This window comes from Sphaerisporangium sp. NPDC049002 (assembly GCF_040649355.1).
Taxonomy (GTDB): domain Bacteria; phylum Actinomycetota; class Actinomycetes; order Streptosporangiales; family Streptosporangiaceae; genus Sphaerisporangium.
The window spans coordinates 17546-33180 of the sequence record NZ_JBEZFH010000017.1 but is presented as its reverse complement, the minus strand read 5'-3'; the positions used below and the strand labels follow the sequence as shown (position 1 = coordinate 33180).

The window sequence follows — 15635 nt, the reverse complement described above, 5'->3', positions numbered from 1 at the left end:
CCGGATAAGGAGGACCAGGTGATCCTCGATGCTGAGGACAGCACCGCGGAGCTCATCAAGGCGGGAACGGACGCGTCCCGGTTGTACGTGGTGCGCAACAGCGCTCTGGAACGCATGCTCTTCGACCGGAACCTCGTCGGAACGGACTTCCGGCGGGCGTGCCTGGAGTCGAGCCGCCAATTCGTCCGCCATCTGGCCGACGAGTATCACCCTGACGACACGGCCGAGCTGATGATCCTGAGCAAGGGGCTGGTCTACCAGCTCGGCGACGCCGTGGCCCAGCAGTGCGGTCACAACCTGCCGCTGAACCTGGTCGCCACCTCGCGTGTGGCCGTGTCCGCGGAGTCCGCGCGGGTCGAGGTCTCGTACGCCCAGATCGAGGCGCCCGCGCAGACGCTGCTGATCGGAGACACCGTCGCCTCCGGGGCGACGGTCGTCGCGGCGGTCGGCCGCTACCTGGAGTCCCACACGCTGAAACGGCTGTACGTCCTGTCGTACGCCGGGACCATGGGAGGAGCGGAGAGGATCGCCGCCTTCTGCGCGAAAAGGGGCATACGCTCGACCTTCCTCTACGGCCTGGCCGCCTTCGGCCTCGGCCTCAACGGGTTCGACCTCTCGTTCCTGCATCCGGAGACGGTCACCCGGCAGGCGTACGTCGACCGGGCCGCGAGGCAGTTCTCCGGAAGGCCGGTCTCGGCCGTTGGATGGGACTTCGGCTCACAGGTCATGTCCCCGCGCAAATACAGACGGCTGTGCTGGGTGGAGGCGGAGGTGTGGGGCCTGCATGGCAGCGACTGCCTGGCGGTCGCCGAGAGACCGGAGAGCTGGGCCGAGCTCGCCCACGAGCGCGCGGCGTACGCCGGCGCCCTCGGGCCCGGCTGGAAGCGCATCATCCATTCACGCGATGCCCTCTAAACCCCGGAGGAACCGCACCAGCGCCCGGTAGTACGGCGTGATCGTGGTGAGGTCGGCGTACTCCTCCGGGCCGTGCTGGCCGTCGCCGCCCGCGCCGAAGATGACCGCGTCGATGCCTCGCTGGTAGTAGAAGCGGCCGTCGGCGGCGCCGTGCTTGCGGAGAAGCTCGGCTTGGTGGCCCTGGTCCAGCGTGGCCCGCTGGAGCATGCGCACCTCCGGACGGTCACGATCGGCGTGGTGGGGCACGTCGACGTGGTCGACGACGGGTGTGACGCCGGGCTCGCAGAAGGTCGCCAGGTACGCGGTGATCTCCTGGACGCTCCTGCCGTTCAGGTCCGCGTCCTCCGGAGGGAAGCGGATGTCCAGGCACGCCTCCGCCAGGGCCGGCACCTGGTTGCGGACCGCGCCCGGCGTCTCGATCGCGGCGACGTTGACGGTCGTACGCCAGATCTCCTCGGTCGCGACGGGATACCGGGTCAGCAGGTTGTCCAGGCTCCGGTGCAGCTTGATCAGGGCGTTGTCGCCGAGCCAGGGGTAGGCGCCGTGGGCGTTCAGGCCGACGGCCGTGAGGTTCACGGCCAGCATCCCTTTCGAGTCGGTGACGATGCGCAGTCCGCTGCCCTCACCGATGACCACGAAGTCGCCGGTGACGCCCTGTTCCAGCTGGTACCGCGTGCCGTCGCGCCCGCCGACCTCCTCGTCGGTGACCAGTTGCAACGCGATCGGGTACGGCAGGCCGCCGGCGAGGTCGCGGAAGACCTGTGCCTCCACCAGCGCCGACACCTTCATGTCCTGGGCGCCCCTGGCGTAAAGGCGGGTGCCCTCGCGGCGGGGCAGGAACTGGTGCGGCGGAGCGGGCACGACGTCGAGGTGGGCGTTGAGGATGACCCTGAAGCGCTGTCGTGCCGTGCCCGGGTACAGCAGCGCGCTGGGCTTGCCATTGGACTCGAACCGCTCCACCGTGAAACCCGGTCCGACGAAGTCGATCACGAGGTCGAGCGCGCGGCGCAGCTCGTCGGGACGGTCGGCGGTCGAGGGCACGGCGAGCAGTTCCCCGGCCACGGCGAGGAAGGACTCGGGCGGCTCCCCGGCCGCCGCGGGGAAGGGTCCGGGAGCCATGGTCAACCGTCCCGCGCACAGCCGCCCACGGCCCGCCCCGGCGCGTAGATCACGAGCTGCACGATCAGAGGGCCGTCTTCTCCAGCCAGCGGCCGAGCAGCTCCCGGTCGCCGAACACCTCGAAGCGGCCGCCTTCGGGCGCGAGGCGGCCGTAGAGGAGAAGCAGCAGGTCACTCGCGGTTCCGCGCACGGCGACGTCGCCCTTGCCGTGACCGTGCCGGGCGGAGAAGCCCTCGGGTCCCAGCGTGACCATCCACTCCCCGTCAGCGGTGTCCGTGGCGTGGAAGTGCAGGACCTCGCCGTCTCCCCCCAGTTCCTTCAGGCTGGCGGCCACCCACGTGGCCACAGACAGGTTACCGAGGAGCTCGTCCACGCCGTCCGTGGCGACCCTGGAATCGATCGCAGGCTCGCGCCCGAGGGCGATCTCGACGTCGGCCCTGTGGACGGTGCCCTCGTGCAGCATCCGCCTGGACCAGAAGCGGACGTGCTGGTCGATTCCCCACGCCCAGACCGGGGTGTCGCCATCGGCCTCCCGCAGCGTGCGCACCAGGGACGCGCCCCCCGCCGCCAGCCAGCCCGGATAGCCCGTGTCGTCGTCCGGCAGGGTGACCGGCACGTCCCGGGTCGGCAACGGCTCGTGGACAGGATGACGCACGAGGTGCTCGGCCCATCGGTGCGTGATCCCGACATGCTTGAGGAGTTTGGCGATGGTCCAGCCCGGACAGGTGGGCACCTTCGCCGCCGGGTCGGCGTTCTCCACGACACCGGCGAACCGGCCGAGCTCGGCCTCAAACGCCGAGCAGTGGTCTTCGTGCGACCAGCGACCTTCGATCTCCACGCTCATACCCGCGAGCGTAGACCGCCCGCCTGCCCTCCGGTGACGATGACGACGCCGCCTGATCGCCCGCGCCCGCGATACCGAACGGGAATGCCCGGGTCACCAGAGCCTGGCACTCCAGATACGGACACTTCAGCGGTCACGTGAAACAGTGGAGAGGTGGCGGAGACGGAATCGGATCCACTCCGCTATGGGAACGCCTGAACGGAAAATCCTCACGCACTGTCCCCCAAAGCGACCATGAGGAGAAGTGGGAACTTGAATAGGGGTCCCCTTGACCGCGCGGGCGGTATCGTAACCGTTACCCAGGCCGCGTAAGGTCGAGGGGACCTTTGCTTTGTAGTTCAGCGGGGTCGTCACCAGAACGTCCTCACGGTGCCGAACAGGCCCATGTGGCACGTTCTATTGTCGTGCCACGCCTGCATCAGACCACGTGCGTTGTGCGGTTACATGCCGGGAAGCGCCTCGGTGAGTTCTCACCGACCGTGTGCGGTTCTCTCGGCGTGACAACGCTTTCAGTTAGGGAGAGACGTGCCGACCACGCACAAGATGCCCACGATGGGCAGTGTGCCGACGCGGCACGGTGTGCCAACGACTCTCATCGACGACTCGCGTGGTGGCAAGCTGGCGGTGACGCAGCTGGGCGATCCGTCAGGCACACCCGTCTTCTTTCTCCACGGCACTCCCGGATGCCGCATCGGCCCATTGCCCAAGACGGCGTCACTGTTCCGCCAGCGGATCCGCTTGATCTGCTTCGACAGGCCGGGGTACGGCGACTCCAGCCGCGCCGAGGACCGCCGCGTGAGTGATGGCGCGTTCCAGGTCAAGGCGGTCGCCGACGAACTGGGGCTCAAGCGTTTCGCCGTCGTGGGCAGGTCGGGCGGGGGGCCGCACGCGCTGGCGTGTGCCGCGCTGCTGCCAGATCGGGTCACGAGGGCCGCCGCCCTGGTGACGCTGGCCCCGCCGGACGCTGAAGACCTCGACTGGTTCGGCGATATGGCGGAGTCCAATATCCAGGAGTACAAAGCCGCCGAGTTGGGGGCGTCACACCTGGCCGACTATCTCGAACCGGTCACCGAGGAGCTTGAGCAGCTACCCACCCGCCTGATCCGCGGCTTCTTCCATGAGCTGCCGCAGTCCGATCGGCGCATCGTCGCGAACTCGGTGGTCCGCAAATCGCTGTCCGAGGGCTACGTGGAGGCACTGAAGATCTCGGCAGGTGGGTGGATCGACGACGGAGTCGCATTCCGGTCGGCGTGGGGATTCGACCCTGCGGACATCTCGATCCCCGTCCGGCTCTGGCACGGGGAAGAAGACGTCTTCTCTCCCGTGCGGCATACGGAGTGGCTGGCCAAGCGGATACCCAAGGCAGAGGCCCTCATCCAACCCGCCGTGGGACATTTCTCGGCTCTCTATGCGTTGCCGAGCATTCTCGCCTGGTTGACCGCGGACAGGGCCTCTTTCCTCTGAATCTGACGGCCGCTGAATCATAGGGCGACTGAATCTGACGGCCGCTGAATCAGACGGGCAGAGCCTCCAGGTCCAGGGTCATCCTCCGGCCGCTCTCAAGGAAGCCCAGGAGCGGATGGCTTTCGCCGAGAACCTCACGGAAGGCTTTCAGCGTGTCCGCGCGTACCTGCTGAGCTTCCTTCCCCAGCCCGATCGAGAACAACGTCGCCGCGAGGTTCGCCGAGCAGGCGAGGGTGTCCGGATGCGATTCACCCAGGGTCTCGCGCAGCTTGTCGAGCGTCGAGCGCTCCAGGTCGAGCGCTCCCTGCCAGTCCTCAAGGTCCGCCATGCAGTTCGCCTGGTTGATCGCGCAGCACAGGGTGTAGGGATGGGTCTCGCCCAGCTTGACGCTCATGCGACGGAACGTGGCCGAGGCCAGTTCCGCGGCCTCCGCCGGTGAGTCGGCCTCCCGGACGTAGATCGACAGGTTGTTCGCGGCGACCAGCGTGTAAGGGTGGTCGACTCCGAGCAGTTGCCGGAACTCCTGCCACACGTTCTTGACGATCTCCCGGGCCCTGGCCTTGTCGCCGAGCGCGGCCACGTCGGACGCCAGATTGACAAGGCACACCAGGGTGTCCGGGCTGTCCGGCCCGTACACCTTCTCGAACAGCTTGCTGGTCTGCTGCGTGACCTGGAAGGCTTCCTGGTACATCCCGGCCTTCCGCAGCGAGACGCCGAGGCTCTTGGCGGCGCGGAGCGTGTACGGATAGTCCTCGCCGAGAACCGTACGGTGCTGCTCGTACATCTCTTTCAGCATTTCTACCGACTTGGCGAACTGGCCGGCGTCGCGCAGGTCACCGCCGAGGTTCGCTCCGGAGAACAGCGTGTTCGGATGCTTCTGCCCTAGGACGGTGACACGGCGCTCGTAGGTGTCGTCGTCCATGTCGCTCGCGTCGGCGAACCGGCCCACCAGCCGCAACGACACGGCCATGTTGTTGGCCGCCGACAGGGTGCGCGGGTGGTCCTCCCCGAACCACTCCTTCAGGCGGTCGAAGGTGTCCCTCGCCATCTCCAGCGCGGCGGGATACTCCCCGAGGGCGCGAAGGTCGGCGCCAAGCCCGCCCGCGGTCATCAGCGTGTGGGGGTGGTTCTCCCCGAGCACGGCCCGCTGCCGCGCCAGGACCTCGGTGTCGATTCGCCGCGCCTCAAGGTAGCTTCCCTGGGACCGCAGGACGTTCGCCATCTGGAAGCGCAGGTGGAGAATCTGCCGCTCCACCGTCTCCAACTCGAGGTCGTCGGACGAGGTGGCCCTGCCGTTCAATCGGTCCCGCAGAGCCGGGAACCGCTCGGTCCACACCGATTCGAGCTTCATGCCCAGCTCGATGGCCGCTTCGAACTGGCCACGGAGCCAGAGGTAGCGGACGCGCTCGATCAGCAGGTTGCGGGTCGCCTCCTCTCCCCACTCGATCGCCCCCGAAGGGTCGAGGTGGGGCCAGATCGCGTCGTACTGGTGCCACTTCTCGGGGTCGTCGACCTCCGCGGGCCGGGGGCGCGCGCCCACGAGGATGTTGTGGATCTCCCGGGACGCCTCGATCTTCTCCAGGTCGGTCATCCGGTGGCGGACCATGCCCTGGACGAGCCGGTGGACCACCACGGACTTGGTGGCCTGGTCGAGCCGGGCCAGCCCGAACCGGCTGACCTCCTGGATGACCCGGCCCATGACGAGCTTCTCGCGAAGCGCCGGGTCGTAGGGCACCAGCGCGCGCACCGTCTCGTCGCTGTACAGCATGTCGATGGAGATGGCCTCCGGCGCGAAGAACGCGCACAGCTGCAGGAGCCTGGTCCCCGCCCGGGAGCGTTGCCGCAGCTCCTCGAAGGACACCTCCCAGGCCGCCGCGACGGGCGTGGGGTAGTTGGCCGGCTTGTTGAGCGACAGCACCTGCGACATCTTGGTCTTGAGCTGCGCGACGTACTCGGCAGGGGACATCCCCGTCTCCTGCAGCCAGGCGGCCGCCTGCTCGATCGCGAGCGGAAGATCGCCCAGGGACTCGGCCACCGTGTCCGCGTCCTCACGACTCAGCTTGCGCACCCGCTGGATGAGATGCTGCACGCTTTCCTCGCGGGTGAAGATGTCCACCTCCAGGGGCGTGGCGACCTGTGACCACACCTGGCTCCTGGACGTGACGATGACGTGCCCCGAGCCGCCGGGGATGAGGTTCTCGATGTCCGCCGGCTCGTGGGCGTTGTCGAAGATCAGGAGCCAGCGCAGCTGGGTCTCGCTCCGCCGCAGCTGGCGGCGTAGCGCCTGCAGCACGTCGTCGAGGTTCTCTCCCACCGGAATGTGGAGCTCCTTGGCCAGCTCGACCAGGGCGGGAATGGCCAGAGCCGGCTGGGCGGACGGGACGTACCACACCACGTCGTAGTCGGCCAGGAAACGGTGAGCGTACTCAAGCGCGACCTGGCTCTTGCCGATGCCTCCCAGCCCGTGGAGCGCCTGAGGCAGAACCGCGGTGGTGCTCCCTCCGATCAGCTGGTCACGCAGCTTCTCCAGCAGCGACCCCCGTCCCGTGAACAGGGGATTGCGGGCCGGCAGGTTGGTCGTCACCGGCTTGGTCCTCGGGAAGCGCGGCCCTGCGGCCGAGGTCGCGGTGAGGCTCTGGACGTCCCGCCGCGACTGGCCGAGGATCCGCATGAGCGCCATGGTCGCCTGGTCCTCGTCGGCGCGCACGAGGTCGACAGAGGGCGGGTCGCTGAAGGGAGACGCCAGGTGCGGGATGTCCGCGACCCGCACCGGCACGATGATGGGATGCGGACCGGGGTTGTGCCCGCTCGACAGGCTTCTCCACAGCTCGCGGATGTGCGGCGCGCGTACGTAGGCGGGTGAGACGACCGCGACGAAGTGGTCGACGGTCTCGGGTCCGGACCGGAGCCGGACGGCTCCACGGCCGTCTCCGGCCGCATGTGGACCCGGAACTCCGCCCGGGTGAGCAGCGAGTGCAACCAGTCGGCCCACAAGCGGTCTTCGGGCACGTAGCTCAGGACGACGTCACCGGGGGCGACCGGCCTGACCCGGGTGAACAGACCTCTGTAGCGCGATCGGAGCTTCTCGTCGATCGGCGAAGCACTGATCTTGCTCTTGGTGACGACTTCCGTGAGGCTCTCGTAGGCCTTGAGCATCGACCGCGGCGATCCGGGAAGGTCGCCGAAGGCGGCGAGGGTCTCCTCGAAGGCGTAGAACTGCTTGTAGGGGATCTCCACGGCCGCCCAGTAGCGATCAGGATCGGCTTGCCGGCGCCGGAGAGGAACTTGTCGAACTTGCTCCATGCGTACGCCCGCCCCGCGTCGAGTTTCTCCTTCTCCCCCTCCTCGATCCGCATGGGCACAGGGAAGATCTCGATGTTCCTGGTGTCCGCCCTGCTCACGTCACGGGCGACGTTGGCGGCTCCCTCGATGCTCTGGTCGCTCAGCGTGAAACAGTCGACCAGCGCGTCGGGCAGGTGCATCGTGCAGATCTCGGCGATGTCGCTGAGGCCGGTGCGGCTGTCGATGAGGACGTAGTCGTAATTCTGTTTCACGTCGGCGCGGAGGGCGTTGAAGAACAGGCCCCCGCCGAGCTGCTCCCAGAAGTGGTCCCAGTCGAACGAGCCGATCAGGGATGAGTAGTCACGGTTCTGGCGCCCGGCCGACATGAAATCAAGCCGGCCCTCACCGGGGAACTCGCTCCATTTGAGCGTGGTGACGTAAGGCGAGACCTGGGCGTATTCCTTGTGCCAGTCGTCGGATCGCGGCTCGTCCAGCACGGCGGCCCAGGCGTATTCCTGGATCATCTCGATGACCCCCGGCATGTCGCTGATGCCGGCGGTCAGGAAGGGGTGGAAGAACTTGTGCAGACCCGGAGACTCCAGGTCCCAGTCGATGGTCAGGACTTTCCGTCCGGTGCTCGCGAGGATCCAGGCGGTGTTCGCCAGCGCCATAGTGCGTCCGGTTCCACCCTTGTAAGAGTAGAAGGTGATGATTTGTCCCTCTTGGACGCCACTCATCTCAATCCTCACCATTTATCAGATCGTCCGCTCCATCGGGACCCCTCAACCTCAGACGCTTGGCATGGAGACCAGCGGGGGGATGGGCGGTCGCATGCTTCAGATACTGATTGCCGACGCGATGCACCACGGCACGCAGGGTTCGCCCGAACTCCTCGATCGTGGAGGTGTCCCGTGCGGAGATCCTAGAGCTCATCCGCCCTTCGAGAAGCCTGCGGCGCAGAACATTCTCCAGTTTTCCCACCAGCTCCGCTTCCGCATCATTTGTTCGCTCATCGTCGCGATTCCAGGGGACGATGACGTCGATCCACGGTTTTTCCAGGTCATCGAGCTGCCGGAGCTGGTCGAGCAGTTCGGGATCCCCCGCCGCCCAGGGATCGACAATCAGCACCGCCGGAGCCGTGGGAACGACCGTGCCGAGCACCTGGTCAGAGCTTTCGCGAAATGTGAGGACTTCGGGCGCGTACTCAAGGTTCCGGACCAGATCGGTCGCGTACTCCGCAAGCGAGGTACTGGTGTGGGGATAATACGGATTCCATTCGCTGTCCCCACCGCCGTAATACGCGTCGCTCCGGTCATCGGGCGACGAGGCCGGTGCGGGCGCCAGGATGATCTGGAGCTTACGGCGGGGGTATCCCGTGAACGCGTTCTGCGCCAAGTGGTAGTTCGCCTCGCTCCCGGGCAGGACCCGCGCCGATTCCGCCACCTCGACGATGCGCTGCGCCAGCCTGCGGAGGGAGATCTCGTACTCGTCGCGCAGACCGGTCCGCATGATCCCGTAGAGGCCGAGCCTCTGGTAGGTCTCTCCGAGCGCCGAGGACTCGAACTTCACCGGCTCCGTGGCGGTGGGCAGCTTCGGCAGCGGGGTCGGGACCCACAAGACGGGAACGATCGCGTTCATCGGCTCGAACTCGCCGACCGACCGCTCGATCCTCCGTGCGAACACCGACCACTCCCGGCCGCACCGCTCGCTGGCGAAATAGCGCGGGGTGTAGAGCGGGACGAAGACCTTGCAGGTCTCAAGGGCCGTGGCCGTGCGGGCCGACCAGCCGGTGCGCGGACGCTCCCTGTCGAGGTGACCGACTGCGGCGAGCGGAAGACCGACCGACTCGCTCACCACCGCGCAGAGCTTCTCGAAGAACGACACCACCCACATGTCCGGGTCGCCCATGTCGTCGGGGCCGTACTTCGGTGTGGGCTCATAGCTGAGGAAGAAATACGGGTTCCGGCCGTCGGCTCCCGGCGCCGATTCCCGCCCGCTCTCGCGCTGCCCAAGATCACTCATCGAAGACGTTCCTAAGATCGACGAAAACGGTCGGTTCGCAGGGCTCCAATCGCGTGCTGGTCGCGATGTCGACGATGGCTGCCGCTATTTCCAGAGTGGCGCTGATGTAACCGTTGTGGAAGTCCTTCATGACGGCCAGCCAGTAGAGGCAGTCCTTCATGGCGTCCTTGCTCGGAGGAGGGTGTCGCACCTGAAGCTCGCTGGCGACTTTGGGGATCCGCTGCAGATCCACGGGAGCCCAGAGCACGGGCAGGATGGCGGTGAACGGGCTGTAACTTCTCGACCGGTGAAGCTCCTCGCGGCGGGAGAACGCATCCCATTCCTTGCCGCAGAAGTCACTCTTGAAATATTTCGGCTGGTAGAGCGGTACGAAGACGCGACAGGTGGCGAGTGCTCGCATGATGTCGTCGTTCCAGCGGTTGCCACCCCGTATTTCACGGTCCATGAAGCCGACCGCCACCCCATCGGGATGATCTGTCAACTGCATGATGTGGCTGCATAGATCATGGTAGAACTCGACGACGTAGCGATCGGGCGTCTCCATCCCGATGTGGCCGATATGACGGTAGCTCAGGAAGAAGTACGGCCCGTCGGCTCCGTCACCGGACAACGATCCGTCTGACATAGGGCTCTCCAGACCCTCGCGGCGGTCCACCCCACATCATAGGAAGCCGGGCGCGGAAGTGCTCATGTGTAGGCCACGATAAACAGTTCAGCGTGGCCGCGCAGCATGAGCCGGGAATCACACGGGCCTGGGTGATCATCTGAATCAGTCACCAGCCCACAATTGCACCGTAGCTCGCATTCCCCCGACGAATCGCTCGCCCAGGGCGGTCAAAGATCCCGACGTGGCGAGCGTTTGGATGGCGTCCGCCGTGGCCTCGCGCCAGTGCAGGAATCGCGCCGTCGCCGACTCGGCGGAAGCCCCGGTCAGGGCATGTCTGCGCACCCTCCAGAAATCGGTGACGGCCATATGCGCGTAGGCCCCCTGCAAGAGACCGTCGAGCGGCCGTGGATCCTTTCGCCAGGCCGCTCGATAGAGCGTGACGTCGTTCTCGTCGTACAGATCAAGAAGATCGAAAATCGCCCCGAGCTTGACGTGCTGGAATTCGTGGATCATCAGCAGGGCGAGTTGCTCGGGACCGGCGGGCAGCGCGACGCCGATCGCGCCGAAAGCCTGCCTCGCGGTCGCGCTGACCTGGCTGCCGTCGCGCGAGGCCTCCAGCGGGGTCAGCACCCGCAGTCCCGCGGTCAGCGCGGGCAGATAGGCGGGGTGGTCCCGCTGGATCAGCTCCCAGGCGCCGGCGAACATCTCCCGCCACCCGGCCAGGCGCCCTGCGGAAAGGCGTGACGAGACCCGCAGGTCGTAGCAGTCCCTGAAGGGGTCGACGTCGTCCAGCACCACGGCCATCCCGCCGGCGGTCAGCAGGCGATGCGGATGCCACCCGTACGTCGCGACGGGCTCGCCGGGACGGATGTCCCAGTGCCGGTCGCCGGACGTGACGGTGAACGCGCCGGACCGGGTCTCGACGATCGCCTCTCCCACCTGGCCGGTCGCCACGGAGCCCAGCGTCGGCAGGTAAAGCGCGTCGCCGGGTACCGAGACCGTCAGCCGCGTGGTCACACCCGCCCGGACGGCGGCGGCCGCGGCGATGTTGGCCAGATATCCCGTTTCGGCCGTCGCCCGGCGACCCTGTTCGAGGCATCCGACGGACCAGACGCGTACATAGGGGTGGTCCAGCACCTCCTGGACCGTACCGGGGTGCTCGCGGTCGAGCACGGTGAGCAGCTTCCACGCCTCCGACACGGCGGGACCGGCCATCTCGTTCACCGACGCGACCAGCGCGCGGCGGAGGCTCTTCTGCGATTCGGCGAGGACCGCGAGCGCGTCGCCACCGCCGTAGCCCGACGCCAGGGCGTCCAGGTCGGCGAGCGGGATCGCGTGCGTCGCGGGAGCGCCGCCCGCTTCGTCCCGCACCCGGGTGCGGGAACGGACGTGCGTGATGAGCTTCATGAGGTCCGCGCAGTACACGCTCGGATTGAGGAACCCGCTGCCGGTCCGGTAGCGGTGGGCGTACAGGCCGCCGCCGCAGCTCTCGACCACGGGGCACGCCCGGCAGGTGTCACAGAGCCCTTCCAGCCCTCCCAGGTGGCCCGACATCCTGGGAGAGCGGGCCGCCTCGTCGAGACTGTGGCCGAAGACGTCGCGTCCGGTGGACGGAGCCCCGTCGAAGGCGGTCTTGAGCGAGTCGGCCTGCTCGTACTCCCCGTCGGTCTCGATGACGACGAGATCGCACTCGTCCACCCCCAGGGCCTCCGTGAGGCTGTTCCCCCCCTGGCTCGTACGGACGATGGACTCGAAGATGCGCATACGAACCGGTTGACCGTCCTTGACCCACCGATCGAAGATGCCGATCAGCCAGTCGGCGTAGGAGGTGGCGTCCCCATCCGGGCGCATCGGAGGGTGGTCCCAGGTCGCCTGCGGCAGCAGGAAGTCGACCATCGGCGGCTGGAGGGCGACGAGCGCCTCGTAGACCGCCACCGGGTCGTTCCTGACGTCGATCGTGCAGAGCAGTCCCGCGTAGATGCCCCGGTACTTTCCGCGCAGCAGGTTGACCGCGCGCACCACCCGGTCGTAGCTTCCACGGCCGTCGGCGTAACGACGGTGCAGGTCGTTGGCCGGGCGATCACCGTCCAGGGAGACGCCCACACGGACGTCGTTCGCGGCGAAGATCTCGCAGAACTCCTCGTCGAGTGTCACGCCGTTCGTGTGGACGCGCAGATCGACTTCACAAATTCCGCGCATCGCACGGCGAATGCCGATGATCGCTTCTTCGAGAAAAGCGTGGCCCGCCAGAAGGGGCTCTCCACCGTGCAGGACCACGTGGACGGCGGGTAACGCGTGTGCCCGCGCGTGCTCCGCGATGCGAGCGGTCGCCGCCGCCAGGGTCTCCCGAGAGATGATTTTGGGGCGGCGGCGCCAGCTCTGGTCCGCGTGTTCATATACATAGCAATGATCACACGCGAGGTCACACCTGCTCGAAACCTTGAGCACGAACTGCCGGAACGGCACGACGGGCTCCCTAGAATCCCTCGGCCGGCCGATCAGACAGAGGAGTTGAAAGCCGCGACAGAGACCCGCCGCAGGTCCGTCGACGCTGCCAGGACCCTCAACGTGACCGCTTCGAGTCCGGCCACCTCGGCCAGAGGGATATCTTGTAGATCCTTGATCTTCGAGGGAAGTATTGGGGTGCTGTCTCCAGAGATCCTCATGCCTTTACCGTTCTGCTTCGGGGCCGGGAAATATCCGCGAGCGAGCTTCGAATCGTGGAAACACCTTTGCATGCGATGAGGCTGTCACGCCGCAGGCGTACGACGCAGAGGTGAGGGCTCCACGTGCGTGCCGAAACAGTCGATCATGAGGCGTCCAGATCGACTGATATTTTTGACATTACTACCCAAGATTCGTTTTTGCACCCCAGAAAGTGGGATCTCACTTTACGTACACAGTGGCCGTCGCGGCACTGGCCGGTCGCGATTCCCCGCGACCTTTTCTCCTGCCGGGGCCGTGCCGGAGGGAGTGCGGCGGGCCGTGACCGCCCGGAGGGCGCGGCGGCGTCCGCGCCGGCCGAGAGTCCGCGCGGCGGGTCCCGGGGGGCCGCCGGCGGCGGGCGTGCGGGACTCGACTCGGTTGGTCAGAAGTCATTGACGGGGCAAGCACCTGCGGGTAGGTTCCTAGCTAATTAAAAGGAAAGCTTCCTAAAAGTAACGTCGCAACTTCGAGGTAGGAAGGTCGCCGACGTGTCGCGATCCCCACCACCCCCCTCGTGACCGCCCCGGCAGGAAACTCCCGGCGATCGGCCGGCACCGCCGCCCCTCGCTTCCGCGAGGCACGCCGGCTCAGTAGATACGTCCAGATCGACCCCCCTTTCGCATCCGCCCGATGGACGTGGAGCACACACACATGAAACACAGGTTCGCCAAAGTCTTGATAGCAGCGGGCGCACTGCTACTCCCGCTCAGCACAGCGGTGGCGTTCGGCCCCAGCGCCTCGGCCACGGTCACCACCACGAGCCGCGTCGCCCTCGCGGCCCCGGCGTGGGCTCCGAACACGGCCTACACCGTGGGCACCCTGGTCTCCTACAACGGCGTGGACTACCGGTGCGTCCAGAGCCACACCTCCCTGGTCGGCTGGGAGCCGCCGAACGTGCCGGCGCTCTGGACGCCGGTGACCGGCGGCGGTGACACCACCGCTCCGAGCGCGCCCGGCAACCTGCGGTCCACGGCGACCACCTCCACCAGCGTCTCGCTGGCGTGGAACGCCTCCACCGACAACGTGGGCGTCACCGGCTACAACGTCTACCGGGGCACCACCCTGGTCACCACCGTCACCGGCACCACCTACACCGACGGCGGCCTCACGGCGAACACGGCGTACTCGTACACGGTGAAGGCGCGCGACGCCGCGGGCAACCTCTCGGCGGCCAGCAACACGCTCAGCGTCACCACCCCGGGCAGCGGAGGCGGCGACACGACGGCGCCCAGCACGCCCGGCAACCTGCGGTCCACCGGCACCACGTCCTCCAGCGTCTCGCTGGCGTGGAACGCCTCCACCGACAACGTGGGCGTCACCGGCTACAACGTCTACCGGGGCGGCACCCTGGTGACCACCGTCACCGGCACCACCTACGAAGACGGCGGCCTGGCGGCGAGCACCGCCTACACCTACACCGTCCGCGCGCGCGACGCGGCCGGGAACCTGTCGGCCAACAGCAACCAGATCAGCGCCACCACCCAGAGCGGCGGAGGCGGTGGCGGCGGGAACAAGCTGCTCGGCTACTTCGTCGAGTGGGGCATCTACGGGCGCAACTACCACGTCAAGAACATCGAGACGAGCGGCTCGGCCTCCAAGCTCGGCTACATCAACTACGCCTTCGGCAACGTGACCAACGGCCAGTGCGCGATCGGCGACAGCTACGCCGACTACGACCGTGCCTACAGCGCCGCCGAGAGTGTGGACGGCGTCGCCGACACGTGGGACGCCGGCGCGCTGCGCGGCAGCTTCAACCAGTTGCGCAAGCTCAAGGCCAAGCACCCCGGCCTCAAGGTGATCTGGTCCTTCGGCGGCTGGACCTGGTCCGGCGGCTTCGGCCAGGCCGCGGCCAACCCGACGGCCTTCGCCAACTCCTGCTACAACCTGGTCGAGGACCCGCGCTGGGCCGACGTGTTCGACGGCATCGACATCGACTGGGAGTACCCCAACGCCTGCGGCCTGAGCTGCGACACCAGCGGGGCGGCCTCGTTCAAGAACCTGATGTCGGCGCTGCGCACGCGCTTCGGGTCGAACAACCTGGTCACCGCGGCCATCACGGCCGACGGCACCTCGGGCGGGAAGATCGACGCCGCCGACTACGGAGGCGCCTCGCAGTACGTCGACTGGTACAACGTCATGACGTACGACTACTTCGGGGCATGGGCGGCGGCCGGGCCGACCGCGCCGCACTCGCCGCTGAACTCCTACACCGGCATCCCGACCCCGGGCTTCTACTCCGACGCGGCCATCCAGAAGCTCAAGAGCAAGGGCGTCCCCTCCAGCAAGCTGCTCCTCGGCATCGGCTTCTACGGCCGAGGGTGGACCGGCGTCACGCAGAGCGCTCCGGGCGGCACGGCCACCGGCGCCGCGCCGGGCACCTACGAGGCGGGCATCGAGGACTACAAGGTCCTGAAGACCAGGTGCCCCGCGACGGGCACCGTGGCGGGCACGGCCTACGCCTACTGCGGCAACCAGTGGTGGAGCTACGACACCCCGAGCACCATCGCGGGGAAGATGAGCTACGCCAAGAACCAGGGCCTCGGCGGCTCCTTCTTCTGGGAGCTCACCGGGGACACCACCGGCGGTGAGCTGATCACCGCGATGAGGAACGGGCTGGGCTAGGCGCGGCGGGAGGCCGGGGAGCGCGGGCACGGGCCCGCCTCCCCGGCCTTCGGC

The 15635-nt window shown here is 67.4% G+C and carries 10 protein-coding genes; 3 read left to right on the top strand and 7 right to left on the bottom strand.

Annotated elements, in window-relative coordinates:
• Positions 1-18 precede the first annotated feature (18 nt).
• Positions 19-915 carry a hypothetical protein gene (locus AB0B89_RS06410; protein ID WP_358548999.1) on the top strand — a complete coding sequence of 299 codons (897 nt, stop codon included), beginning with the start codon at positions 19-21 and terminating at the stop codon, positions 913-915.
• Here the strand turns inward: AB0B89_RS06410 and AB0B89_RS06405 are convergent.
• Both AB0B89_RS06405 and AB0B89_RS06400 read right to left on the bottom strand, forming a co-directional pair.
• Positions 898-2034 carry a M20/M25/M40 family metallo-hydrolase gene (locus tag AB0B89_RS06405; RefSeq protein ID WP_358548997.1) on the bottom strand — a complete coding sequence of 379 codons (1137 nt, stop codon included), beginning with the start codon at positions 2032-2034 and terminating at the stop codon, positions 898-900. The two genes, AB0B89_RS06410 and AB0B89_RS06405, sit on opposite strands and share 18 nt — an antisense overlap.
• Positions 2035-2098: 64 nt before the next feature.
• Positions 2099-2878 carry a maleylpyruvate isomerase family mycothiol-dependent enzyme gene (locus AB0B89_RS06400; RefSeq protein WP_358548994.1) on the bottom strand — a complete coding sequence of 260 codons (780 nt, stop codon included), beginning with the start codon at positions 2876-2878 and terminating at the stop codon, positions 2099-2101.
• Positions 2879-3403: 525 nt separating this feature from the next.
• On the opposite strand from AB0B89_RS06400, the gene AB0B89_RS06395 reads away from it, so the two are divergent.
• Positions 3404-4342, top strand: a complete 939-nt coding sequence (locus tag AB0B89_RS06395) for an alpha/beta hydrolase (protein WP_358548992.1) — start codon at positions 3404-3406, stop codon at positions 4340-4342.
• A gap of 49 nt (positions 4343-4391) precedes the next feature.
• On the opposite strand, the gene fxsT is transcribed toward AB0B89_RS06395, so the two are convergent.
• The 5 genes from fxsT to AB0B89_RS06370 form a co-directional block, all read right to left on the bottom strand.
• Positions 4392-7334, bottom strand: coding sequence for an FxSxx-COOH system tetratricopeptide repeat protein (gene fxsT / locus AB0B89_RS06390; RefSeq protein ID WP_358548989.1), 2943 nt, complete (start codon positions 7332-7334; stop codon positions 4392-4394).
• Positions 7335-7356: 22 nt separating this feature from the next.
• A complete protein-coding gene (locus AB0B89_RS06385) occupies positions 7357-8361 on the bottom strand; it encodes a hypothetical protein (RefSeq protein ID WP_358548987.1) in 1005 nt (334 codons plus the stop codon).
• A gap of 1 nt (position 8362) precedes the next feature.
• On the bottom strand, positions 8363-9646 hold the full coding sequence (locus AB0B89_RS06380; protein ID WP_358548984.1) for a TIR-like protein FxsC: 1284 nt from the start codon (positions 9644-9646) through the stop codon (positions 8363-8365).
• Positions 9639-10271: a TIR-like protein FxsC gene (locus AB0B89_RS06375; protein WP_358548981.1), complete on the bottom strand. Its 633-nt coding sequence runs from the start codon at positions 10269-10271 to the stop codon at positions 9639-9641. Before AB0B89_RS06375 ends, AB0B89_RS06380 begins: the two co-directional genes overlap by 8 nt.
• 144 nt (positions 10272-10415) lie before the next feature.
• A complete protein-coding gene (locus tag AB0B89_RS06370; RefSeq protein ID WP_358549086.1) occupies positions 10416-12701 on the bottom strand; it encodes an FxsB family cyclophane-forming radical SAM/SPASM peptide maturase in 2286 nt (761 codons plus the stop codon).
• 909 nt (positions 12702-13610) lie between these two features.
• Between AB0B89_RS06370 and AB0B89_RS06365 the strand changes: the two genes are divergently transcribed.
• Positions 13611-15581 (top strand): glycosyl hydrolase family 18 protein, encoded by a 1971-nt coding sequence (locus AB0B89_RS06365; RefSeq protein ID WP_358548978.1) that lies wholly within the window; start codon positions 13611-13613, stop codon positions 15579-15581.
• Positions 15582-15635 lie beyond the last annotated feature (54 nt).